General features: G+C 74.7%; 13 protein-coding genes and 1 pseudogene. 6 read left to right on the forward strand and 8 right to left on the reverse strand.

What is annotated here, in order from left to right; translation table 11 throughout:
* Position 1: 1 nt before the first annotated feature.
* Positions 2–676: a 3-oxoacid CoA-transferase subunit B gene (locus ACIA8O_RS33355; protein WP_396297760.1), complete on the forward strand. Its 675-nt coding sequence runs from the start codon at positions 2–4 to the stop codon at positions 674–676.
* 335 nt (positions 677–1,011) lie between these two features.
* Here ACIA8O_RS33355 and ACIA8O_RS33360 read toward each other — a convergent pair.
* Positions 1,012–1,983 (reverse strand): annotated as a pseudogene (locus ACIA8O_RS33360) (glycoside hydrolase family 6 protein); the annotation flags it as partial.
* Between the two features lie 200 nt (positions 1,984–2,183).
* On the reverse strand, positions 2,184–2,897 hold the full coding sequence (gene ung, locus ACIA8O_RS33365) for a uracil-DNA glycosylase (RefSeq protein WP_396297761.1): 714 nt from the start codon (positions 2,895–2,897) through the stop codon (positions 2,184–2,186).
* Positions 2,898–3,243: 346 nt separating this feature from the next.
* On the opposite strand from ung, the gene ACIA8O_RS33370 reads away from it, so the two are divergent.
* The 5 genes from ACIA8O_RS33370 to ACIA8O_RS33390 all read left to right on the forward strand — a co-directional run bounded on the left by ACIA8O_RS33370 (position 3,244) and on the right by ACIA8O_RS33390 (position 7,959).
* On the forward strand, positions 3,244–4,023 hold the full coding sequence (locus tag ACIA8O_RS33370; RefSeq protein ID WP_380149618.1) for an HAD-IIA family hydrolase: 780 nt from the start codon (positions 3,244–3,246) through the stop codon (positions 4,021–4,023).
* Between the two features lie 375 nt (positions 4,024–4,398).
* The gene (locus ACIA8O_RS33375) at positions 4,399–5,307 is read left to right on the forward strand and encodes a lytic polysaccharide monooxygenase (protein WP_396297762.1); all 909 of its coding nucleotides are present in this window, start codon (positions 4,399–4,401) and stop codon (positions 5,305–5,307) included.
* A gap of 174 nt (positions 5,308–5,481) precedes the next feature.
* Complete coding sequence (locus ACIA8O_RS33380; RefSeq protein ID WP_396297763.1) at positions 5,482–6,564, forward strand: Gfo/Idh/MocA family oxidoreductase; 1,083 nt, start codon at positions 5,482–5,484, stop codon at positions 6,562–6,564.
* An 83-nt stretch (positions 6,565–6,647) separates the two neighbouring features.
* Positions 6,648–6,941, forward strand: a complete 294-nt coding sequence (locus ACIA8O_RS33385) for a DUF6412 domain-containing protein (RefSeq protein ID WP_380149620.1) — start codon at positions 6,648–6,650, stop codon at positions 6,939–6,941.
* A gap of 226 nt (positions 6,942–7,167) precedes the next feature.
* Positions 7,168–7,959 carry a YidC/Oxa1 family membrane protein insertase gene (locus ACIA8O_RS33390; protein WP_396297764.1) on the forward strand — a complete coding sequence of 264 codons (792 nt, stop codon included), beginning with the start codon at positions 7,168–7,170 and terminating at the stop codon, positions 7,957–7,959.
* 4 nt (positions 7,960–7,963) lie between these two features.
* Here ACIA8O_RS33390 and ACIA8O_RS33395 read toward each other — a convergent pair whose 3' ends face one another.
* From ACIA8O_RS33395 to ACIA8O_RS33420, 6 genes are all read right to left on the reverse strand, one after another.
* Complete coding sequence (locus ACIA8O_RS33395; protein WP_396297765.1) at positions 7,964–9,004, reverse strand: adenosine deaminase; 1,041 nt, start codon at positions 9,002–9,004, stop codon at positions 7,964–7,966.
* 58 nt (positions 9,005–9,062) lie between these two features.
* Positions 9,063–10,352: a DUF445 domain-containing protein gene (locus tag ACIA8O_RS33400; protein ID WP_396297766.1), complete on the reverse strand. Its 1,290-nt coding sequence runs from the start codon at positions 10,350–10,352 to the stop codon at positions 9,063–9,065.
* 117 nt (positions 10,353–10,469) lie between these two features.
* Positions 10,470–11,786, reverse strand: a complete 1,317-nt coding sequence (locus ACIA8O_RS33405) for a nucleotide sugar dehydrogenase (protein ID WP_396297767.1) — start codon at positions 11,784–11,786, stop codon at positions 10,470–10,472.
* Between the two features lie 127 nt (positions 11,787–11,913).
* Complete coding sequence (locus ACIA8O_RS33410; protein WP_396297768.1) at positions 11,914–13,029, reverse strand: glycosyltransferase family 2 protein; 1,116 nt, start codon at positions 13,027–13,029, stop codon at positions 11,914–11,916.
* Positions 13,026–14,054 carry a Gfo/Idh/MocA family protein gene (locus tag ACIA8O_RS33415; RefSeq protein WP_396297769.1) on the reverse strand — a complete coding sequence of 343 codons (1,029 nt, stop codon included), beginning with the start codon at positions 14,052–14,054 and terminating at the stop codon, positions 13,026–13,028. Before ACIA8O_RS33415 ends, ACIA8O_RS33410 begins: the two co-directional genes overlap by 4 nt.
* A 49-nt stretch (positions 14,055–14,103) precedes the next feature.
* Complete coding sequence (locus ACIA8O_RS33420; RefSeq protein WP_396297770.1) at positions 14,104–15,303, reverse strand: DegT/DnrJ/EryC1/StrS family aminotransferase; 1,200 nt, start codon at positions 15,301–15,303, stop codon at positions 14,104–14,106.
* Positions 15,304–15,420: the final 117 nt, after the last annotated feature.

The raw sequence follows: 15,420 nt of genomic DNA on the forward strand, positions 1-15,420 counted from the left end.
CATGGCAACCACCACCACCGACACGCAGGACACCATCGCGCGCGGCCAGGACACCGACCCCCGCCATCTGCTGGCCGCCCGCGCGGCACGGGAGTTGAGCGCCGGTCAGTACGTGAACCTGGGCATCGGGATCCCCACCCTGATCCCCGACCACCTCCCAGCCGGTGTGCACGTGGTGCTGCACTCCGAGAACGGCATCCTCGGCGTCGGCCCGTACCCCGTCGCCGGTCAGGAGCACCCCGACGTGATCAACGCCGGCAAGGAGACCGTCACCGTCGCCGACGGCGCCGCCTACTTCGACTCCGCCGTCTCCTTCGGCATGATCCGGGCCGGCCGGATCGACGTCTCGGTGCTCGGCGCGATGCAGGTCTCGGCCTCCGGCGACCTGGCCAACTGGATGATCCCCGGCAAGATGGTCAAGGGGATGGGCGGCGCGATGGACCTGGTGCACGGCGCGCGCCGGGTCGTCGTGGTGATGGAGCACACCGCCAAGGACGGGTCCCCGAAGATCGTCGACGAGTTGTCACTTCCCGCCACCGGCCGGGGAGTCGTGCACCGCATCGTCACCGAGCTGGCCGTCATCGACGTCACCCCCCAGGGCCTTCGGCTGGTCGAGGTCGCCCCCGGCCACACCTTCGAGGAGGTCCAGGCCGCGACCGGTCCCCGGCTGCTCTGATCCCCGGACGCCCCACCCCACCCCACCCCGCCCCGGCTTCCGGCTCCCTGCGGTTCCCCGGCGCCACCAACTCCCCTGGCTCCCGGCCACTCCCTCCCCGCACGTGCGGGGGGCCTGCGGCCGGGGGGGGGGGGGGGGGGGGGGGGGGCGGGGGGGCGGGGGGGGCCCGCCCCCCCCCCCCCCCCCCCCGCGGCCGCCCCCCCCCCCCCCCCCCCCCCCCCCCCCCCCCCCGCCCCGGCCAGCCCCAGCGCGTACGGGAGCCAGAACTCCCCCGCCGCGGGCTCCCCGCGTCCGCAGTCACCGTCCGACTCCCCCGGGATCTTCACCCAGAGCAGCGCGTCCAGTCCCTCCCGACCGGTCCGGGTGGTGGGTTCCTGGCCGAGGGCCCGCCCCGGTGGGTTGCACCAACTTCCGCCGCCCGGCGAGCCGTTGCCGTTCCGGCTGGTGTCGATCACGAAGTGCTTGCCGCCGAGCGCCGCGGACACCTCCCGCCCGTAGGCGTAACTCTCCTCGGTGGAGTAGAAGTTGGAGACGTTGAGGGCGAATCCGTCCGCCGCACCGACACCGGCGCGCTGAAGTGCGCCGGCCAGCGCGGCCCGGCCCCGGACCCAGCCCGCATTTCCGGCGTCGAGGTAGACCCGCACCTTGGGGTTCTTCTTCAACTCGCCCACCGCATAGGCCAGCAGGCCGAACCGCTCCGCCGCAGCCCCCACCCCGGTCCCAGCCCCAGCCCCCGCGCAGCCATCCACCGCGTGGGCGACCGCGTCGGGCTCCAGCACCACCCAGGCCGGGCGGTCGCCCAGGCCGGCCACCACCCGGTCGATCCACGCCCGATAGGCCGCACCGTCGGCGGCCCCGCCGGCCGAGTAGAGGCCGCAGTCACGGTTCGGGATGCCGTAGGCGACCAGCAGCGGGACCCGTCCCTCCGCCGCCGCCCGCCGGCTCTGCGCCTCGGCCACCTGCCCGGCGTCGGCACCGGTCAGCCAGAGCGCCGCCGAGTTCCGGGCGATCCGTTCCAGTGCTGCGGCCTGGCCCCCCGTGGCCTGCCCGGCCGCCCGCCGGACGGACCCGAACGGCGAGACGTAGAACCCCCCGGCGGCGACCGCAGCGGCTCCCCCCGTCGGCCCTCCTGTCGACCTTCCCGCCCCGGCACCCGTCGGACCCGCCGCCGGGCCACCCGCGCCAACGGCGGAGGCACCGGAACTGGCCGCGGTCGCCCCAGCAGCCGACGGCCCACCACCCCCTGACGTCCCGGCAGCTCCGCACCCCGTCAGGACCAGCAACGCCCCCGAGACCACCCCGGCCATCCCCGCCGTCCCGAACCAGCGCCGCAGCACCCCTACCGCCTCCCCGCCCCGCCGAGCCCGGTCGAACCCGACCGAGCCCGGACGGACACCCGTGATCGGTTCCGGCCGCCAGCCTCGCACAGCGCGACCTCACCGACCACGGGCGTCCGTCTGGGGAGATCCCGGAAGAGGACCACAGAGGACCCTGGAGGGCCTCCGGCTCAGGCCTCCAGGTCGGCGAGCTTCGGCAGCTGCCAGTCGATCGGCTCCCCGCCGAACTCGACCAGCGCCTCGTTGATCTGCGAGAACGGCCGGCTGCCGAAGAACAGCTTGGCCGACAGCGGCGACGGGTGCGCACCCTGCACCACCACGTGGCGGGTGGTGTCGATCAGCGGCAGCTTCTTCTTGGCGTAGTTGCCCCAGAGCACGAAGACGCAGGGCTCCTCGCGGGCGCTGACCGCCGAGATCACCGCGTCGGTGAACTTCTCCCAGCCCTTGCCCTTGTGGGAGTTGGCCTCGTGCGCGCGCACGGTGAGCACCGCGTTCAGCAGCAGGACGCCCTGCTCGGCCCACGTCATCAGGTAGCCGTGGTCCGGCGCGGGGACGCCGAGGTCGGCGTCCAGCTCCTTGTAGATGTTCCGCAGCGACGGCGGGATCTTGATCCCGGGCTGCACCGAGAAGCTCATCCCGTGCGCCTGGTTGTCGTCGTGGTACGGGTCCTGCCCGAGCACCAGCACCCGGACCTTGTCGTAGGGGGTCGCCGCGAGCGCCGCGAACTCCTGCCCGCTGGGCGGGAAGACCTGGTGCTCGGCCCGCTGCGCCGCCACGAAGTCCGTCAGCTCGGCGAAGTACGGCTTCGCCAACTCCCCGGCCAGCGCCTCCTGCCAGGACTCCGGTACCTCGAACGCGCCCACGGTCTCCACCAACTCCGTCACGACCCACTGCCTTTCACGACAAACCCGTCTCCAACACCCCGAACGCTACACATCCCCGCCGACACACCCGAACCGTTCGCCGAACCGGCCACCGAACCAGCCGCCGAGCCGGACCGAACCGAGCCGGACCGACCCGGACCGACCCGAGCCGAACCGATCCCCGGCCCCACCACACGCCCCCGCGCCGACCGGCCACCCCCGCACGTCGGGACCTCTCCCCACCTGCCCCTCCAGCCCCGGGACGACTAGGCTTGCCGGCGTTGGGGCAGTCAGTACCGCCCGGCCGGCCACAGGCGTCCGGTCCGTGCGCTTCCGGACCATCGCAAGACCTTAGGGAGACACCTACGTGGCAGAGCGCAAGGCCATCGAGACCTGGCTCACCGACATGGACGGAGTCCTCATCCACGAGGGCGTCCCGATCCCCGGAGCCGACGCCTTCATCAAGCGGCTGCGGGAGTCCGGGAAGCCGTTCCTGGTCCTGACCAACAACTCGATCTACACCCAGCGGGACCTGCACGCCCGGCTGGCCCGGATGGGTCTCGACGTCCCCGCCGAGCACATCTGGACCTCGGCGCTGGCCACCGCCAAGTTCCTGGACGACCAGCGTCCGAACGGCACCGCGTACGTCATCGGCGAGGCCGGTCTGACCACGGCGATGCACGACGTGGGCTACGTCCTCACCGACACCGACCCCGACTTCGTGGTGCTCGGCGAGACCCGCACCTACTCGTTCGAGGCCATGACCAAGGCCGTCCGCCTGATCAACGACGGTGCCCGGTTCATCGCCACCAACCCGGACGAGACCGGCCCCTCCGCCGAGGGCGCCCTCCCCGCCACGGGCGCGGTCGCGGCGCTCATCACCAAGGCCACCGGCGTCGAGCCGTACTTCGTCGGGAAGCCCAATCCCCTGATGATGCGGGCCGGTCTGAACGCCATCGGCGCCCACTCCGAGAACAGCGCGATGATCGGTGACCGCATGGACACCGACATCGTCTCGGGCATGGAGGCCGGGATGTCGACCTTCCTGGTCCTCACCGGTCTGACCCAAGCGCACGAGGTCGAGCGCTTCCCGTACCGCCCGACCCGGGTGGCCGACTCGATCGCCGACCTGGTCGACCTGATCTGAGCCGTTCCTTCCGGGGGTCCCGCCCGCACCGCACGCACCGCGCCGCACACACCATTCCGCGCCGCACGCACCGCGCCGCACACACCGTGCCGCGCCGCACCGGGCCGGACCCCCGGTCCAGACCACTGCACCGCCGACCGACTCCGCACGACCCGTTCAGTCCCGTTCAGCGGACGGCCCGCTCCGCCCTCGGAGCACGCCCTGATGCCGACCTCAAGGGAGCCTTAAGGGCTTCCTAACTATCTGAAGGGCCGTCAACTCCCGGACGCCCCATGGCTACGGTCTCCACAGCGACCCCACATCACCGCCCGCGGCGGCCCCACACCGCCGCACCCGGTGACCCCCACCGCTGAATGCTGAACGGAGCACCCACCCATGTCCTTCCGCCGCACCGCAGCCGTGCTCACGCTGGCCGGCACCGCGCTCGCCTCCACCGTACTCGGCACCGGCGCCGCCTCCGCGCACGGGTCCATGCAGAACCCGCTCAGCCGGGTCTACGGCTGTTACCTGGAGGGCCCGGAGCAGCCCAAGTCGGCCGCCTGCAAGGCCGCCATCGCGTTCGGCGGCACCCAGGCCATGTACGACTGGAACGGCGTCCGGATCGGCGACGCGGCCGGCCGCCACCGCCAGCTGATCCCGGACGGCCGGCTGTGCAGCGCCGGGGCCAACGAGTTCGTCGGCCTGGACCTGGCCCGCAACGACTGGCCGGCCACCAACCTCACCGCGGGTGCCAAGACCAACTTCAAGTTCCGCGCCACCGCGCCGCACCGCGGCACCTTCCAGCTCTTCATGACCAACAGCACCTACAACCCGAACGTCGCGCTGAGCTGGTCGAACCTGGACGCCACCCCGTTCGCGAGCATCACCGACCCCCAGGTGGTGGACGGCTACTACACCTTCCCGGTGACCATCCCGACCGGAAAGACGGGCCGTCAGATGGTCTACGCGATCTGGCAGCGCTCGGACAGCCCGGAGGCCTTCTACACCTGCTCGGACGTCACCTTCGACGGCACCGGCACGGCCCCCGCCGCCGCCCCCGCGGTCGCCCCCGCCTCGGACACCTCGGCCCACCACGACCACGGCGCCGTCCCCGCGGTCGCGCCGGCCGCCGCGGCCCCCGTGGCGGCCCCCGCCGCCGCGCCCGCCACCCAGCAGCTGGCCGAGACCGGCACCGACCGCTCCACTGGCCTGATGACCGCCGTCGGTACCTCGTTCCTGCTGGCCGGCGGCACCGTCGCCTTCCTGCACCGCCGCCGTCGCGCCGCCGCCCACGCGGCCCGCTGACCCGGACCCACTGCCCCTGACCCTGACCCAAGGTCGGGGCCGACATCGGCCCCAAGGTCGAAGCCGACGTCGGACCCGAGGCCGGTCCCGAGGGCAGACCCGAGGGCGAAGCCGGGCGGCCACGCCGTGATGCGGCGTGGCCGCCCGGCGCCGACGCCGTGGTTGGGTAGGAGGATGAGCAGCACTCCCCCTCCCCCGTTCCGCGTCGGCCTGATCGGCTACGGCCTGGCCGGCTCCGCCTTCCACGCCCCGCTGATCGCCACCACCCCCGGACTGCGGCTGGACGCGGTGGTCACCGCCAACCCCGACCGCCGTGCCCAGCTGCACCAGCAGCACCCGGGCACCCGCCCCCTCGACACCCCCGAGCAGCTCCTCGACGAGGCCGTTGACGGCCGGATCGACCTGGTGGTGATCGCCTCCCCGAACCGCACCCACCTGCCGCTGGCCCGGGCCGCGATCACCGCCGGCCTTCCCACCGTGGTGGACAAGCCGCTGGCCGCCACCTCCGCCGAGGCGGCCGGGCTGTGCACGCTCGCCGAGCAGCGCGGCGTACTGCTCTCGGTCTTCCAGAACCGCCGCTGGGACGGCGACTTCCTGACGGCCCGTCGGCTGGTGGAGTCCGGCGCGCTCGGCCGGGTGCACCGCTTCGAGTCCCGGTTCGAGCGCTTCCGCCCCAAGCCCAAGCCGGGCTGGCGCGAGCTGGCCGACCCGGCCGAGGTCGGCGGCACCCTGTACGACCTGGGCAGCCACCTGGTCGACCAGGCGCTCACCCTGTTCGGCCCGGTCGACACGGTCTACGCCGAGGTCGAGACCCTCCGGGACGGCGCCGTGGTGGACGACGACGCCTTCCTCGCGCTGAGCCACGCCTCCGGCGTCCGCTCCCACCTGTGGACCAGCGCGCTCAGCCCGCTCGGCGGCCCCCGCCTGCGGGTGCTCGGCGACGCGGCCGGCTACGTCAAGTACGGCATGGACCCGCAGGAGGCCGAGCTGCGCACCGGCCACCGCCCGGCTCCCGGGGCCACCTGGGGCACCGAGAGCCCCGCTTCCTACGGTGTTCTCGGCACCGACGAGTCCTCGGCACCGGCCCCGACCGCCCCGGGCGACTACCCGGCCTACTACGCCGGCATCGCCGCCGCCCTCGCCGACGGCACCCCGCCGCCGGTCGACCCCCGGGACGCCGTCGCCACCCTCACCGTCCTGGAGGCGGCCCGCGCCTCCTCCGCCACCGGCACCACCGTCCGGCTCGACGCGAGCTGACCGGCCCTCCTCCCCTCACCCGGCCGGTGCGCGTACGATGATCTGACCGAACGCACGCCCACCAGCCCGAGGAGGTCCGGCCGATGACACTGCTCGCCGTACTGCTCGGCCTGGTACGCCTGCTGACGGGCGATCAGCTGATGTCCTCCGGCGGCCTCGGCGCCGTCGCGGCGGCCGCCACCCTGGTCCTGCTGGCCGGGGTGGCCGCCACCGCGCTGGCCACCGCCCGCCTCCTCGGGGCGCGGGCCCCGAGCGCGGTCCGCGACCGCGCACTGCGCCGGCGCGCCTACCGCTCGGCCTTCCTGCCCCAGCGTGATCCGGACGCCCGCGGCCGTCGCCGCCCCAGGGCACCGGGCGCGGCCCCGACGGCCGCCTGAGCTCGCGTCACACACCAGACGCCACACACCACGCGTCACACGCCGGACGCCACGCGTCACGCGTCACGCACCACGCGTCACACACCACGCGCGACGCGTCACGTGTCGCCCGGCAGCACCCCGCACGCCCCCGCTCACCGGCCGTCCTCCGCCGACCTCTCGTACCCGCGCGCACCCGCCCACGCGGCGCCGCGCGCTCCAGAGACCCCGGAGGGCTCACCCCGTCATGTCCGTCCTCACCCTGCTCGACCCCGTCGTCGGCCTCGCCCACGACGCCGTCGCGGCCCTCGCCGCGCACCTGCCGACCGCCCTGGCGATCGTCCTGTTCACCGTCGCCGTACGGCTCCTGCTCCACCCGCTGGCCCGTTCCGCCGCCAGGGGCGAGCGGGTCCGGGCCAGGCTGGCGCCGCAACTGGCCGCCCTGGGCCGCAAGCACAAGGACCGGCCGGAGAAGCTGCGCGAGGCCACCGCGGAGCTGTACCGGGCCGAGGGGGCGTCCCCGTTCGCGGGGTGCCTGCCCATGCTGGCCCAGCTGCCGTTCTTCACCGTGATGTACCGGCTCTTCACCACACCGAACGACCTGCTCGGCGCGACCCTGTTCGGCGTCCCGCTCGGCCTGCACCCGACCGGGGCCGGACGGCCCGCCGAACTGCTGGTGTTCGCGGCCGTGTTCGCGCTCCTCGCGGTGCTCGGATGGCTGGGCTTCCGGCGGGCCCGCCGGGCCGTGACCGACCCGGCGGCGCCCGGCGCCGCCTTCGCGCCCTACCTCTCCTACGGCACCGCGCTGTTCGCCCTGGTGCTCCCCCTCGCCGGGGCGCTCTACCTGCTCACCACCACCGCCTGGACCCTCGCCGAACGGGCCTGGCTGCAACGCGGCACCGACCCCACGACGGAGACCGGTGCCACGAAGGAGACCCGCCCCACGAAGAAGGCCGGCCCCACGAAGAAGGCCGGCCCCAAGACGGAGACCCGCCCCACGAAGAAGGCCGGTGCCACGAAGGGGACGGAGAAGGCCTGAGGCCTCAGCCCCGGTCCCACCCGGCGAGGTAGCGGTCGATCTCACCGATCAGCCGCGCCTTGCCGGGTGCGTCCAGGAAGCTGGCCTCGACCGCGTTGCGGGCCAGCCCGGCCACGCCGGTCTCGTCCAGGCCGAGCAGCCGGGCGGCCACCTCGTACTCGGTGTTCAGGTCGGTGCCGAACATCGGCGGGTCGTCGCTGTTGACCGTCACCAGCAGCCCGGCGTCCACCATCTGACGGATCGGGTGCTCCTCCATCCGCCCCACCGCGCGGGTGGCGATGTTGGAGGTCGGGCAGACCTCCAGCGGGATGCGGTGCTCGCCGAGGAAGTCCAGCAGTGCCGGGTCCTTGACCGACTGGGTGCCGTGGCCGATCCGCTCGGCGCCCAGCACCCGGATCGCGTCCCAGACCGTCTCCGGCCCGGTGGTCTCGCCCGCGTGCGGGACGCTGCGCAGGCCGGCCGCCCGGGCCCGGTCGAAGTAGGGCTTGAACTGCGGGCGCGGCACGCCGATCTCCGGCCCGCCGAGGCCGAAGCTGACCAGGCCCTCGGGGGCCAGGTCGACGGCCAGCCGGGCGGTCTCCTCGGCGGCGGCCAGACCGGCCTCGCCGGGGATGTCGAAGCACCAGCGGAGCACCACGCCGAGGTCCTTCTCGGCGGACTTCCGGGCGTCCTCGATGGCCTCCATGAAGGCCACGTCCGGGATGCCCCGGCTCACCGAGGAGTACGGGGTGACGGTCAGTTCGGCGTAGCGGATGTTCTGCCGGGCCATGTCCTCGGCCACGCCGTAGGTGAGGGCGCGGACGTCCTCGGCGTCCCGGATCAGGTCGACCACGCTCAGGTAGACCTCGATGAAGTGCGCGAAGTCGGTGAAGGTGAAGTACTCGGCCAGCGCGGCCGGGTCCAACGGCACCTTGGTGCGGCCCTCGTGACGGGCCGCCAGCTCGGCCACCACCCGCGGCGAGGCGGAGCCGACGTGGTGGACGTGCAGCTCGGCCTTGGGCATCCCCGCGATGAAGGCCCCGATGTCCCGCTTGCCCTCAGCCACTGCGCTCTCCTCACCTCGTGCACCGTTGCAGTCGCTGCATGCTAACCCCGGGGGGCCGTCAGCCTCCGAGCGCCACCGCCACGGTGTGGATGAGCAGGCCGGCCAGTGCGCCGACCACGGTGCCGTTGATCCGGATGAACTGGAGGTCCCGGCCGACGTTGGCCTCGATCTTCCGGGAGGCGTCGTCCGCGTCCCAGCCCGCCACGGTGTCGGAGATCAGGGCGGTGATCTCGGCCCGGTAGGTCTGCACCACGTACCCGGCCGCGTCCTGCAGCCAGCCGTCCGCCTTGGCCTGGAGCCGCTCGTCGGTGGCCAGCTTCCGCCCGAACGAGCGCAGCCCGTCGCGGATGCGGCGCCGCAGCTCGCTCTGCTCGTCCTCGGCCGCGGTCAGCACCAGGGTGCGGACGGCCGCCCAGGAGGAGGCGATCAGGTCCTGCACCTCGGGGCGGGCGAGCAGGTCGTCCTTGGCCCGATCCACCCGGGCGATGGTGGCCGGGTCCTGCTGGAGCTCGACCGCGAAGTCGGCGAGGAAGTCGTCGACCGCGCCCCGGGCCGGGTGGCGCGGGTCGTCCCGGATGTCGGTGACGAAGCGCATCAGCTCCTTGTAGACCCGCTCGCCGACCTGGTGGTCGATGAACTTCGGGGTCCAGCCCGGGGTCTTCTGGGTGATCCGCCGCACCACGTCCTGGTGGTGGTGCGTCAGCCAGTCGTGCACCCGGACGGCGACCAGGTCCACCACCCCGTGGTGGCCGCCGTCGGCGGCCACCTTGCCGAGCAGCCGGCCGGCCGGTTCGGCCACCGAGGTGGCGGCGGCCCGGCGGGTGACCGCCTCGGCCACCACGGCCTGCACGTCGTCGTCGTTGAGCACCGCGAGCACCCCGCGCAGCGCGGCGGCCGCCTCGCCGGTGACCCGCTCGGCGCTGCCCGGTGCGGCCAGCCACTCGCCGAGCCGCCGGGCGATGCCCATCCGGGCCAGCCGTTCCCGCACCACCGGCGCGGAGAGGAAGTTGTCCCCGACGAAGTCGCCGAGCGACTTGCCGAAGGCGTCCTTCTTGGTCGGGATGATCGCGGTGTGCGGGATCGGCAGCCCGAACGGGCGGCGGAACAGCGCGGTGACGGCGAACCAGTCCGCCAGCGCGCCCACCATCCCGGCCTCGGCGGCGGCCGCCACGTACCCGGCCCAGGCGCCCGCCCCGGCCGCGTCGGCCCAGGTGGCCAGGCCGAACACCACCGTGGCCACACCGAGCAGCCCGGTGGCGAACAGCTTCATCCGCCGGACGCCCCGGCGCTTCTCCTCGTCGGCGGCGGTGAACCGGACCCCGGTCCCGGCCGTCTGATCGGCACTCACCCCGCCAGTCTGCCCCGGACTCCGCCCGGAGACGGCCGGGGCACGGTGGAGTTCAGGGGCAGTTCCGGGTCACCCCGAGGAGTTCAGTCCCTCCCTCGGACCTCCCCCAGACCTCCCTCAGCCCCCGCCACCGCCGCCGCCGAGCACGATCCGGTGCACCCCGGCCCAGCGCGCCGGGTCGGTGACCCGCCGCCCGTCCAGCAGCACCCGTACCCCGGGCAGTTGATCGGCCCCCAGCGTCCGGTACTCGGCGTGGTCGGTCTGCACGATCGCCGCGCTCACCGGCTCGCCCCGGTGCGGCGGCAGCCCCAGCGCGGTCAGCTCCTCGGCGCCGTACAGCGGGTCGGCCACGTACGGGCGGGCCCCGGCCGCCCACAGGGCGTCCACCAGCGGGAAGACGCCGGAGCAGGCGGTCTCCTTCACCCCGCCCCGGTAGGCCGCGCCGAGCACCAGCACCGGACGGTCCGTCAGGTCGAGCACGGCGGCCAGCCGGTCCACCGCGTGGCCGGGCATGGCCAGGTTGGCCTCCCGGGCGGCCCGGACCACGGTGGCGGACGGGTCGCCCCAGAGGTAGAGCCGGGGGTAGACCGGGATGCAGTGGCCGCCGACCGCCACGCCGGGCCGGTGCAGGTGGCTGTAGGGCTGGGAGTTGCAGGCCTCGGCCACCTCGGCGAAGTCCACCCCGATCCGGTCCGCGTAGCGGGCGAACTGGTTGGCCAGCCCGATGTTGACGTCCCGGTAGGTGGTCTCGGCCAGCTTGGCGAACTCGGCCGCCTCGGCCGAGGCCAGCACCCAGACGCCGTTCGGCCGGGGCAGTTCGGGCCGGGGGTCGAAGTCCAGCACCGAGGCGTAGAACTCCGCGCCCTGCCGGGTGGAGCGCCCGTCGATGCCGCCGACCAGCTTCGGGTAGCGGCGCAGGTCGGCGAAGACGCTTCCCGAGGAGACCCGTTCGGGGCTGAACACCAGCCCGAAGTCCTCCCCGGGGCGCAGCCCCGAGCCGGCCGCCAGCCGTTCGGCCACCCGGCCCCGGACGGTGCCGACCGGGAGGGTGGTCTCGTACGAGACCAGCGCCCCGCGCCGCAGCCCGGCCGCGACGGCGTCGGTGGCCGCGTCCAGCAGGGTGAAGTCCGGGCTGTGGTCGGGGGCGGTGAGCAGCGGCACGGCGACCACCACCACGGAGGCCCCGGCCACGGCGGCCGCCGTGTCGCCACCGGCGGTCAGCCGGCCCTCCGCGACGGCCCGCTTGAGCCGCTCCGCCAGCTCCGGCTCGCCGGGGAACGGCGGTTCGCCGTCGTTGACCTGACGGACCACCGGCGGCGCGGTGTCCGCGCCGAGCACCCGCCACCCGCTCCCGGCGCACTGCACCGCGAGGGGCAGCCCGATCTTGCCCAGCCCGACCACGCAGACCGTCCGGTCCGCACCCTCGACGCCCACGCGCCGACCCACCTCTCCGTCAGCCCCCACCCGCCCGTCCACCTCTCCCTCCGTCCACCTCTCCGTCAGCGCCCACCCGCCCGCTCACCTCTCCGCCCGCTCACCTCTCCGCCCGCTCACCTCTCCGTCAGCCCCCGCTCACCCGCGCGGTGAACCTCCGCCACCCGGCCCGGCGCCGCAGCTCCTGCCGGGCCCGCTCGGGCACCACGTCCCGCCAGAGCTGACGGGGCAGCACCAGCCGCTCCCCCGACACCCCGGCCTCGTCCTCGACCAGCCCGCGCACCGCCCGGCAGCGGCCCTCGGCCGCCAGTTCCAGCCGCAGCCGCTCGGCCGTCCCCAGTTCGCCGAGCACCGCGCAGTGCTCGCGGACCAGCCGCCCGACCCCCTCCACCAGCCGCCGCTGCTCCGCCGGCGGCAGCTCCAGCAGGCCCTCCCGGAGCAGCTGCGGCACGTCCCAGCCGAAGTGACGGAGGTTCAGCGCCCGGCGCTCCGGGCTGCCCGGCTCGGTGAGCTGCTCGACCACGGCGGTGATCGCCTCCAGGCCGCGCAGCCGGTTGAGCAGGCCGGAGCGGACGGTGACGTTGCCCCGGTCCGCCCGGAGCACCGCGTGGTAGCAGTCGTAGTCGGCCAGCACCGAGACCGGGCCCTCGGCCCGCAGCAGCGCCTGCAGGGTGAAGGGCTGGTCGGAGTAGACCGGCAGGTCCTCGCGGCGCCGGATGCCGTACCGCACCAGCGGCTCCCGGCGGAACAGCTTGGTGTCGGAGAGCGCCCATGCCAGCGAGGAGCCGGCGAAGCCGACGGAGGGCTCGGTCCGGTCGAACACGCCCTGCGGGACGTGCCGCCCGCCCTCCCCGACCATCCGGCCGAGCACCACGTCCGAGCCGTACCGGTCGGCCATCGCGACCATCCGCTCCAGCGCCTCCGGGCCGAGCCAGTCGTCCGCGCCCAGGTAGAACACGTACCGGCCGCGGGCCAGGTCGGTGGCCCGGTTGCTGGGGGCGGCGGGGCCGCCGGAGTTGGGCTGGTGGACCACCCGGAACAGGCCGGGGTGCGCGGCGGCGAAGCGGTCCAGCTCGGCCCCGCTGCCGTCGGTGGACCCGTCGTCCACCGCGACCACCTCCAGCCGCCCGGGGCCCAGGGTCTGCCGCACCAGCGAGCTCAGACAGACCGTCAGGTACGGCATGGTGTCGTACACCGCGACCACGACGGTGACGTCGGGGACCTGCCCCGGACCGGTGCTCATCCGGTCACCTCCAGCGGTACGGGCCGCCCGGCGGCGGCCAGGACGGACTCGGCGACGGTGACGGTGCGCAGGCCCTCGGCCAGCGGGACGATGGTGGCCGGACGCCCGGCCACCGCCTCCCGGAACTGCTCGTGCTCGCTGAGCAGCGGCTCCCGCTTGGGGAAGGCGTAGCGGACCACGTCCCCCTCGGTCACCCCGCGGAAGGCCCGGACCAGCTCCCACTCGGTGGCCACCGCGCCGTTGGCGTGCAGGGTGAGGTCGCCGGTCAGGGTGTCGGCGACCAGGCAGCCGCGCTCCCCGGTGACCGCGACCTGGCGCTCCTTCTGCGGGCTGAGCCAGTTGACCAGGTGGCTGACCATGGTGCCGTCGGCCAGCGTGCCGACCACTGCGACCATGTCCTCGTGCGGGCGGCCGCTCTTGCGCACCGTCCGGGCCGCCACCGAGGCGTAGGCCTGACCGGTGATCCAGCCGGTCAGGTCGATGTCGTGGGTGGCCAGGTCCTGCACCACCCCGACGTCGGCGATCCGCTGCGGGAACGGCCCCTGACGGCGGGTCGACACCTGGTAGACCTCCCCCAGCTCGCCCGCGGCCAGCCGGGTGCGCAGCTGCTGGAGCGCCGGGTTGTACCGCTCCACCTGGCCCACCCCGGCCACCAGCCCGTCGAAGGCGGCCACCAGTCGGCCGGCCGCCCGGGAGTCCGGGGCCAGCGGCTTCTCGATCAGCGCGGGCACGCCCGCCCCGGCCAGCCGGAGCCCGACGCCCTCGTGCCCGGCGGTGGGGCAGGCCACCACCGCGTAGTCGATGCCGAGGGCGAGCAGCCGGTCGAGCTCGCGCAGCACCGGCACCCCGCAGGGCCCGGCCCCGCCCAACGGGTCCACCACGCCGACCAGTTCGACCCCGGGGAGGCCGCCCAGCACCCGGGCGTGGTTGCGCCCCATCGCCCCGAAGCCGATCAGCCCGGCCCGCAGCGGCTCCCCGCGGACCGGCTCCCTGCGGACCGGCCCGCCACTCCGCTGCCGCCCCACCGGACCGGTCCGGCGCCCGACGCCCGCGGGCCCCGGCCCGCTCCCGGCCTCAGGCGACCGCACTCGGCACCGCCCCGTCCGCACGGCCGGCCGTGTCCAGGTCACCCGGGGCACCCAGGTCACCCTGGGCGCCCCAGGCACCCAGGGCGCTCCTGACCGCCTCCGCCACCCGCGCCAACTCCCGTTCCGTCAGCGTGGGGTGGACCGGCAGCGACAGCACCTCGGCCGCCGCCCGGTCCGTCTCCGGCAGTTCCCACCACCCCTGGAACGGCGGCAGCCGGTGGATCGGCACCGGGTAGTACACCTCGCTGTCCACCCCCGCCGCAGCCAGCTCCCGCCGCAGCCGGTCCCGCCGCCCGCCGAGGACCCGGACGGTGTACTGGTGGTAGACGTGCCGCGCCCCCGCGGTCACCACCGGGGTGACCAGCCCGGCCGCTGCCAGGCCGGCCAACTCCCGGTCCAGCAGGGCCGCGTGGGCCCGTCGCCGCTCGTTGGCGGCCGGCAGCCGCCGCAGCTGCACCCGGCCGATGGCGGCGGAGACGTCGGTCATCCGCAGGTTGGCGCCGACGATCTCGTTCCGGTAGCGCTGCTCCATGCCCTGGTTGCGCAGCAGTCGCAGCTGCCGGGCCACCGCGGGGTCGGCCACCGTCACCATGCCGCCCTCCAGGGCGTGCATGTTCTTGGTCGGGTAGAAGCTGAAGCAGCCGGCCGCCCCGAGGGCCCCGGCCGCCGTGGAGCCCAGCGCGGCGCCGTGCGCCTGGCAGGCGTCCTCGACCACGGCCAGCCCGTGCCGCTCCGCCAACCGCCCCAACTCGCCCATGGCGGCGGGGTGTCCGTACAGGTGCACGGGGAGCAGCGCGGCGGTGCGCGGGCCGATCGCGGCGGCCGCCGCGGCCGGGTCCAGGCCGAAGCTCCCGGGCTCGATGTCGGCGAAGACCGGCTCGGCCCCGGCCAGCCGGACGGCGTTGGCGGTGGCGGCGAAGGAGAACGAGGGGACCACCACCTCGTCGCCCGGCCCGATGCCGAGCGCCAGCAGGGCCAGGTGCAGTGCGGAGGTGCCGGAGTTGACGGCCACGCACTCCCGGCCGTCCACCAGGTCGGCGAACTCCCGCTCGAAGGCCGCGACCTCGGGCCCCTGCACCACCGATCCGGAGCGCAGCACGCGCACCGCGGCCGCGATCTCCTCGTCCCCGATCACCGGCCGCGCCACCGGCACCAGTCCCTCCGTGCTGCCGGTCTGCCCCGCCATCCCCGCCCAACTCCTCGTGCCCGTGCGGTACTCCGGGATGCCAACGAGCAGCGACACCCCGGAGTCACCGATTTCACCCTCACGAGTGAGCGAACCGCGCACGCGCTCACCTGGTCA

The sequence above is a fragment of the Kitasatospora sp. NPDC051853 genome (assembly GCF_044452665.1).
In the GTDB taxonomy this organism is placed as follows: domain Bacteria; phylum Actinomycetota; class Actinomycetes; order Streptomycetales; family Streptomycetaceae; genus Kitasatospora.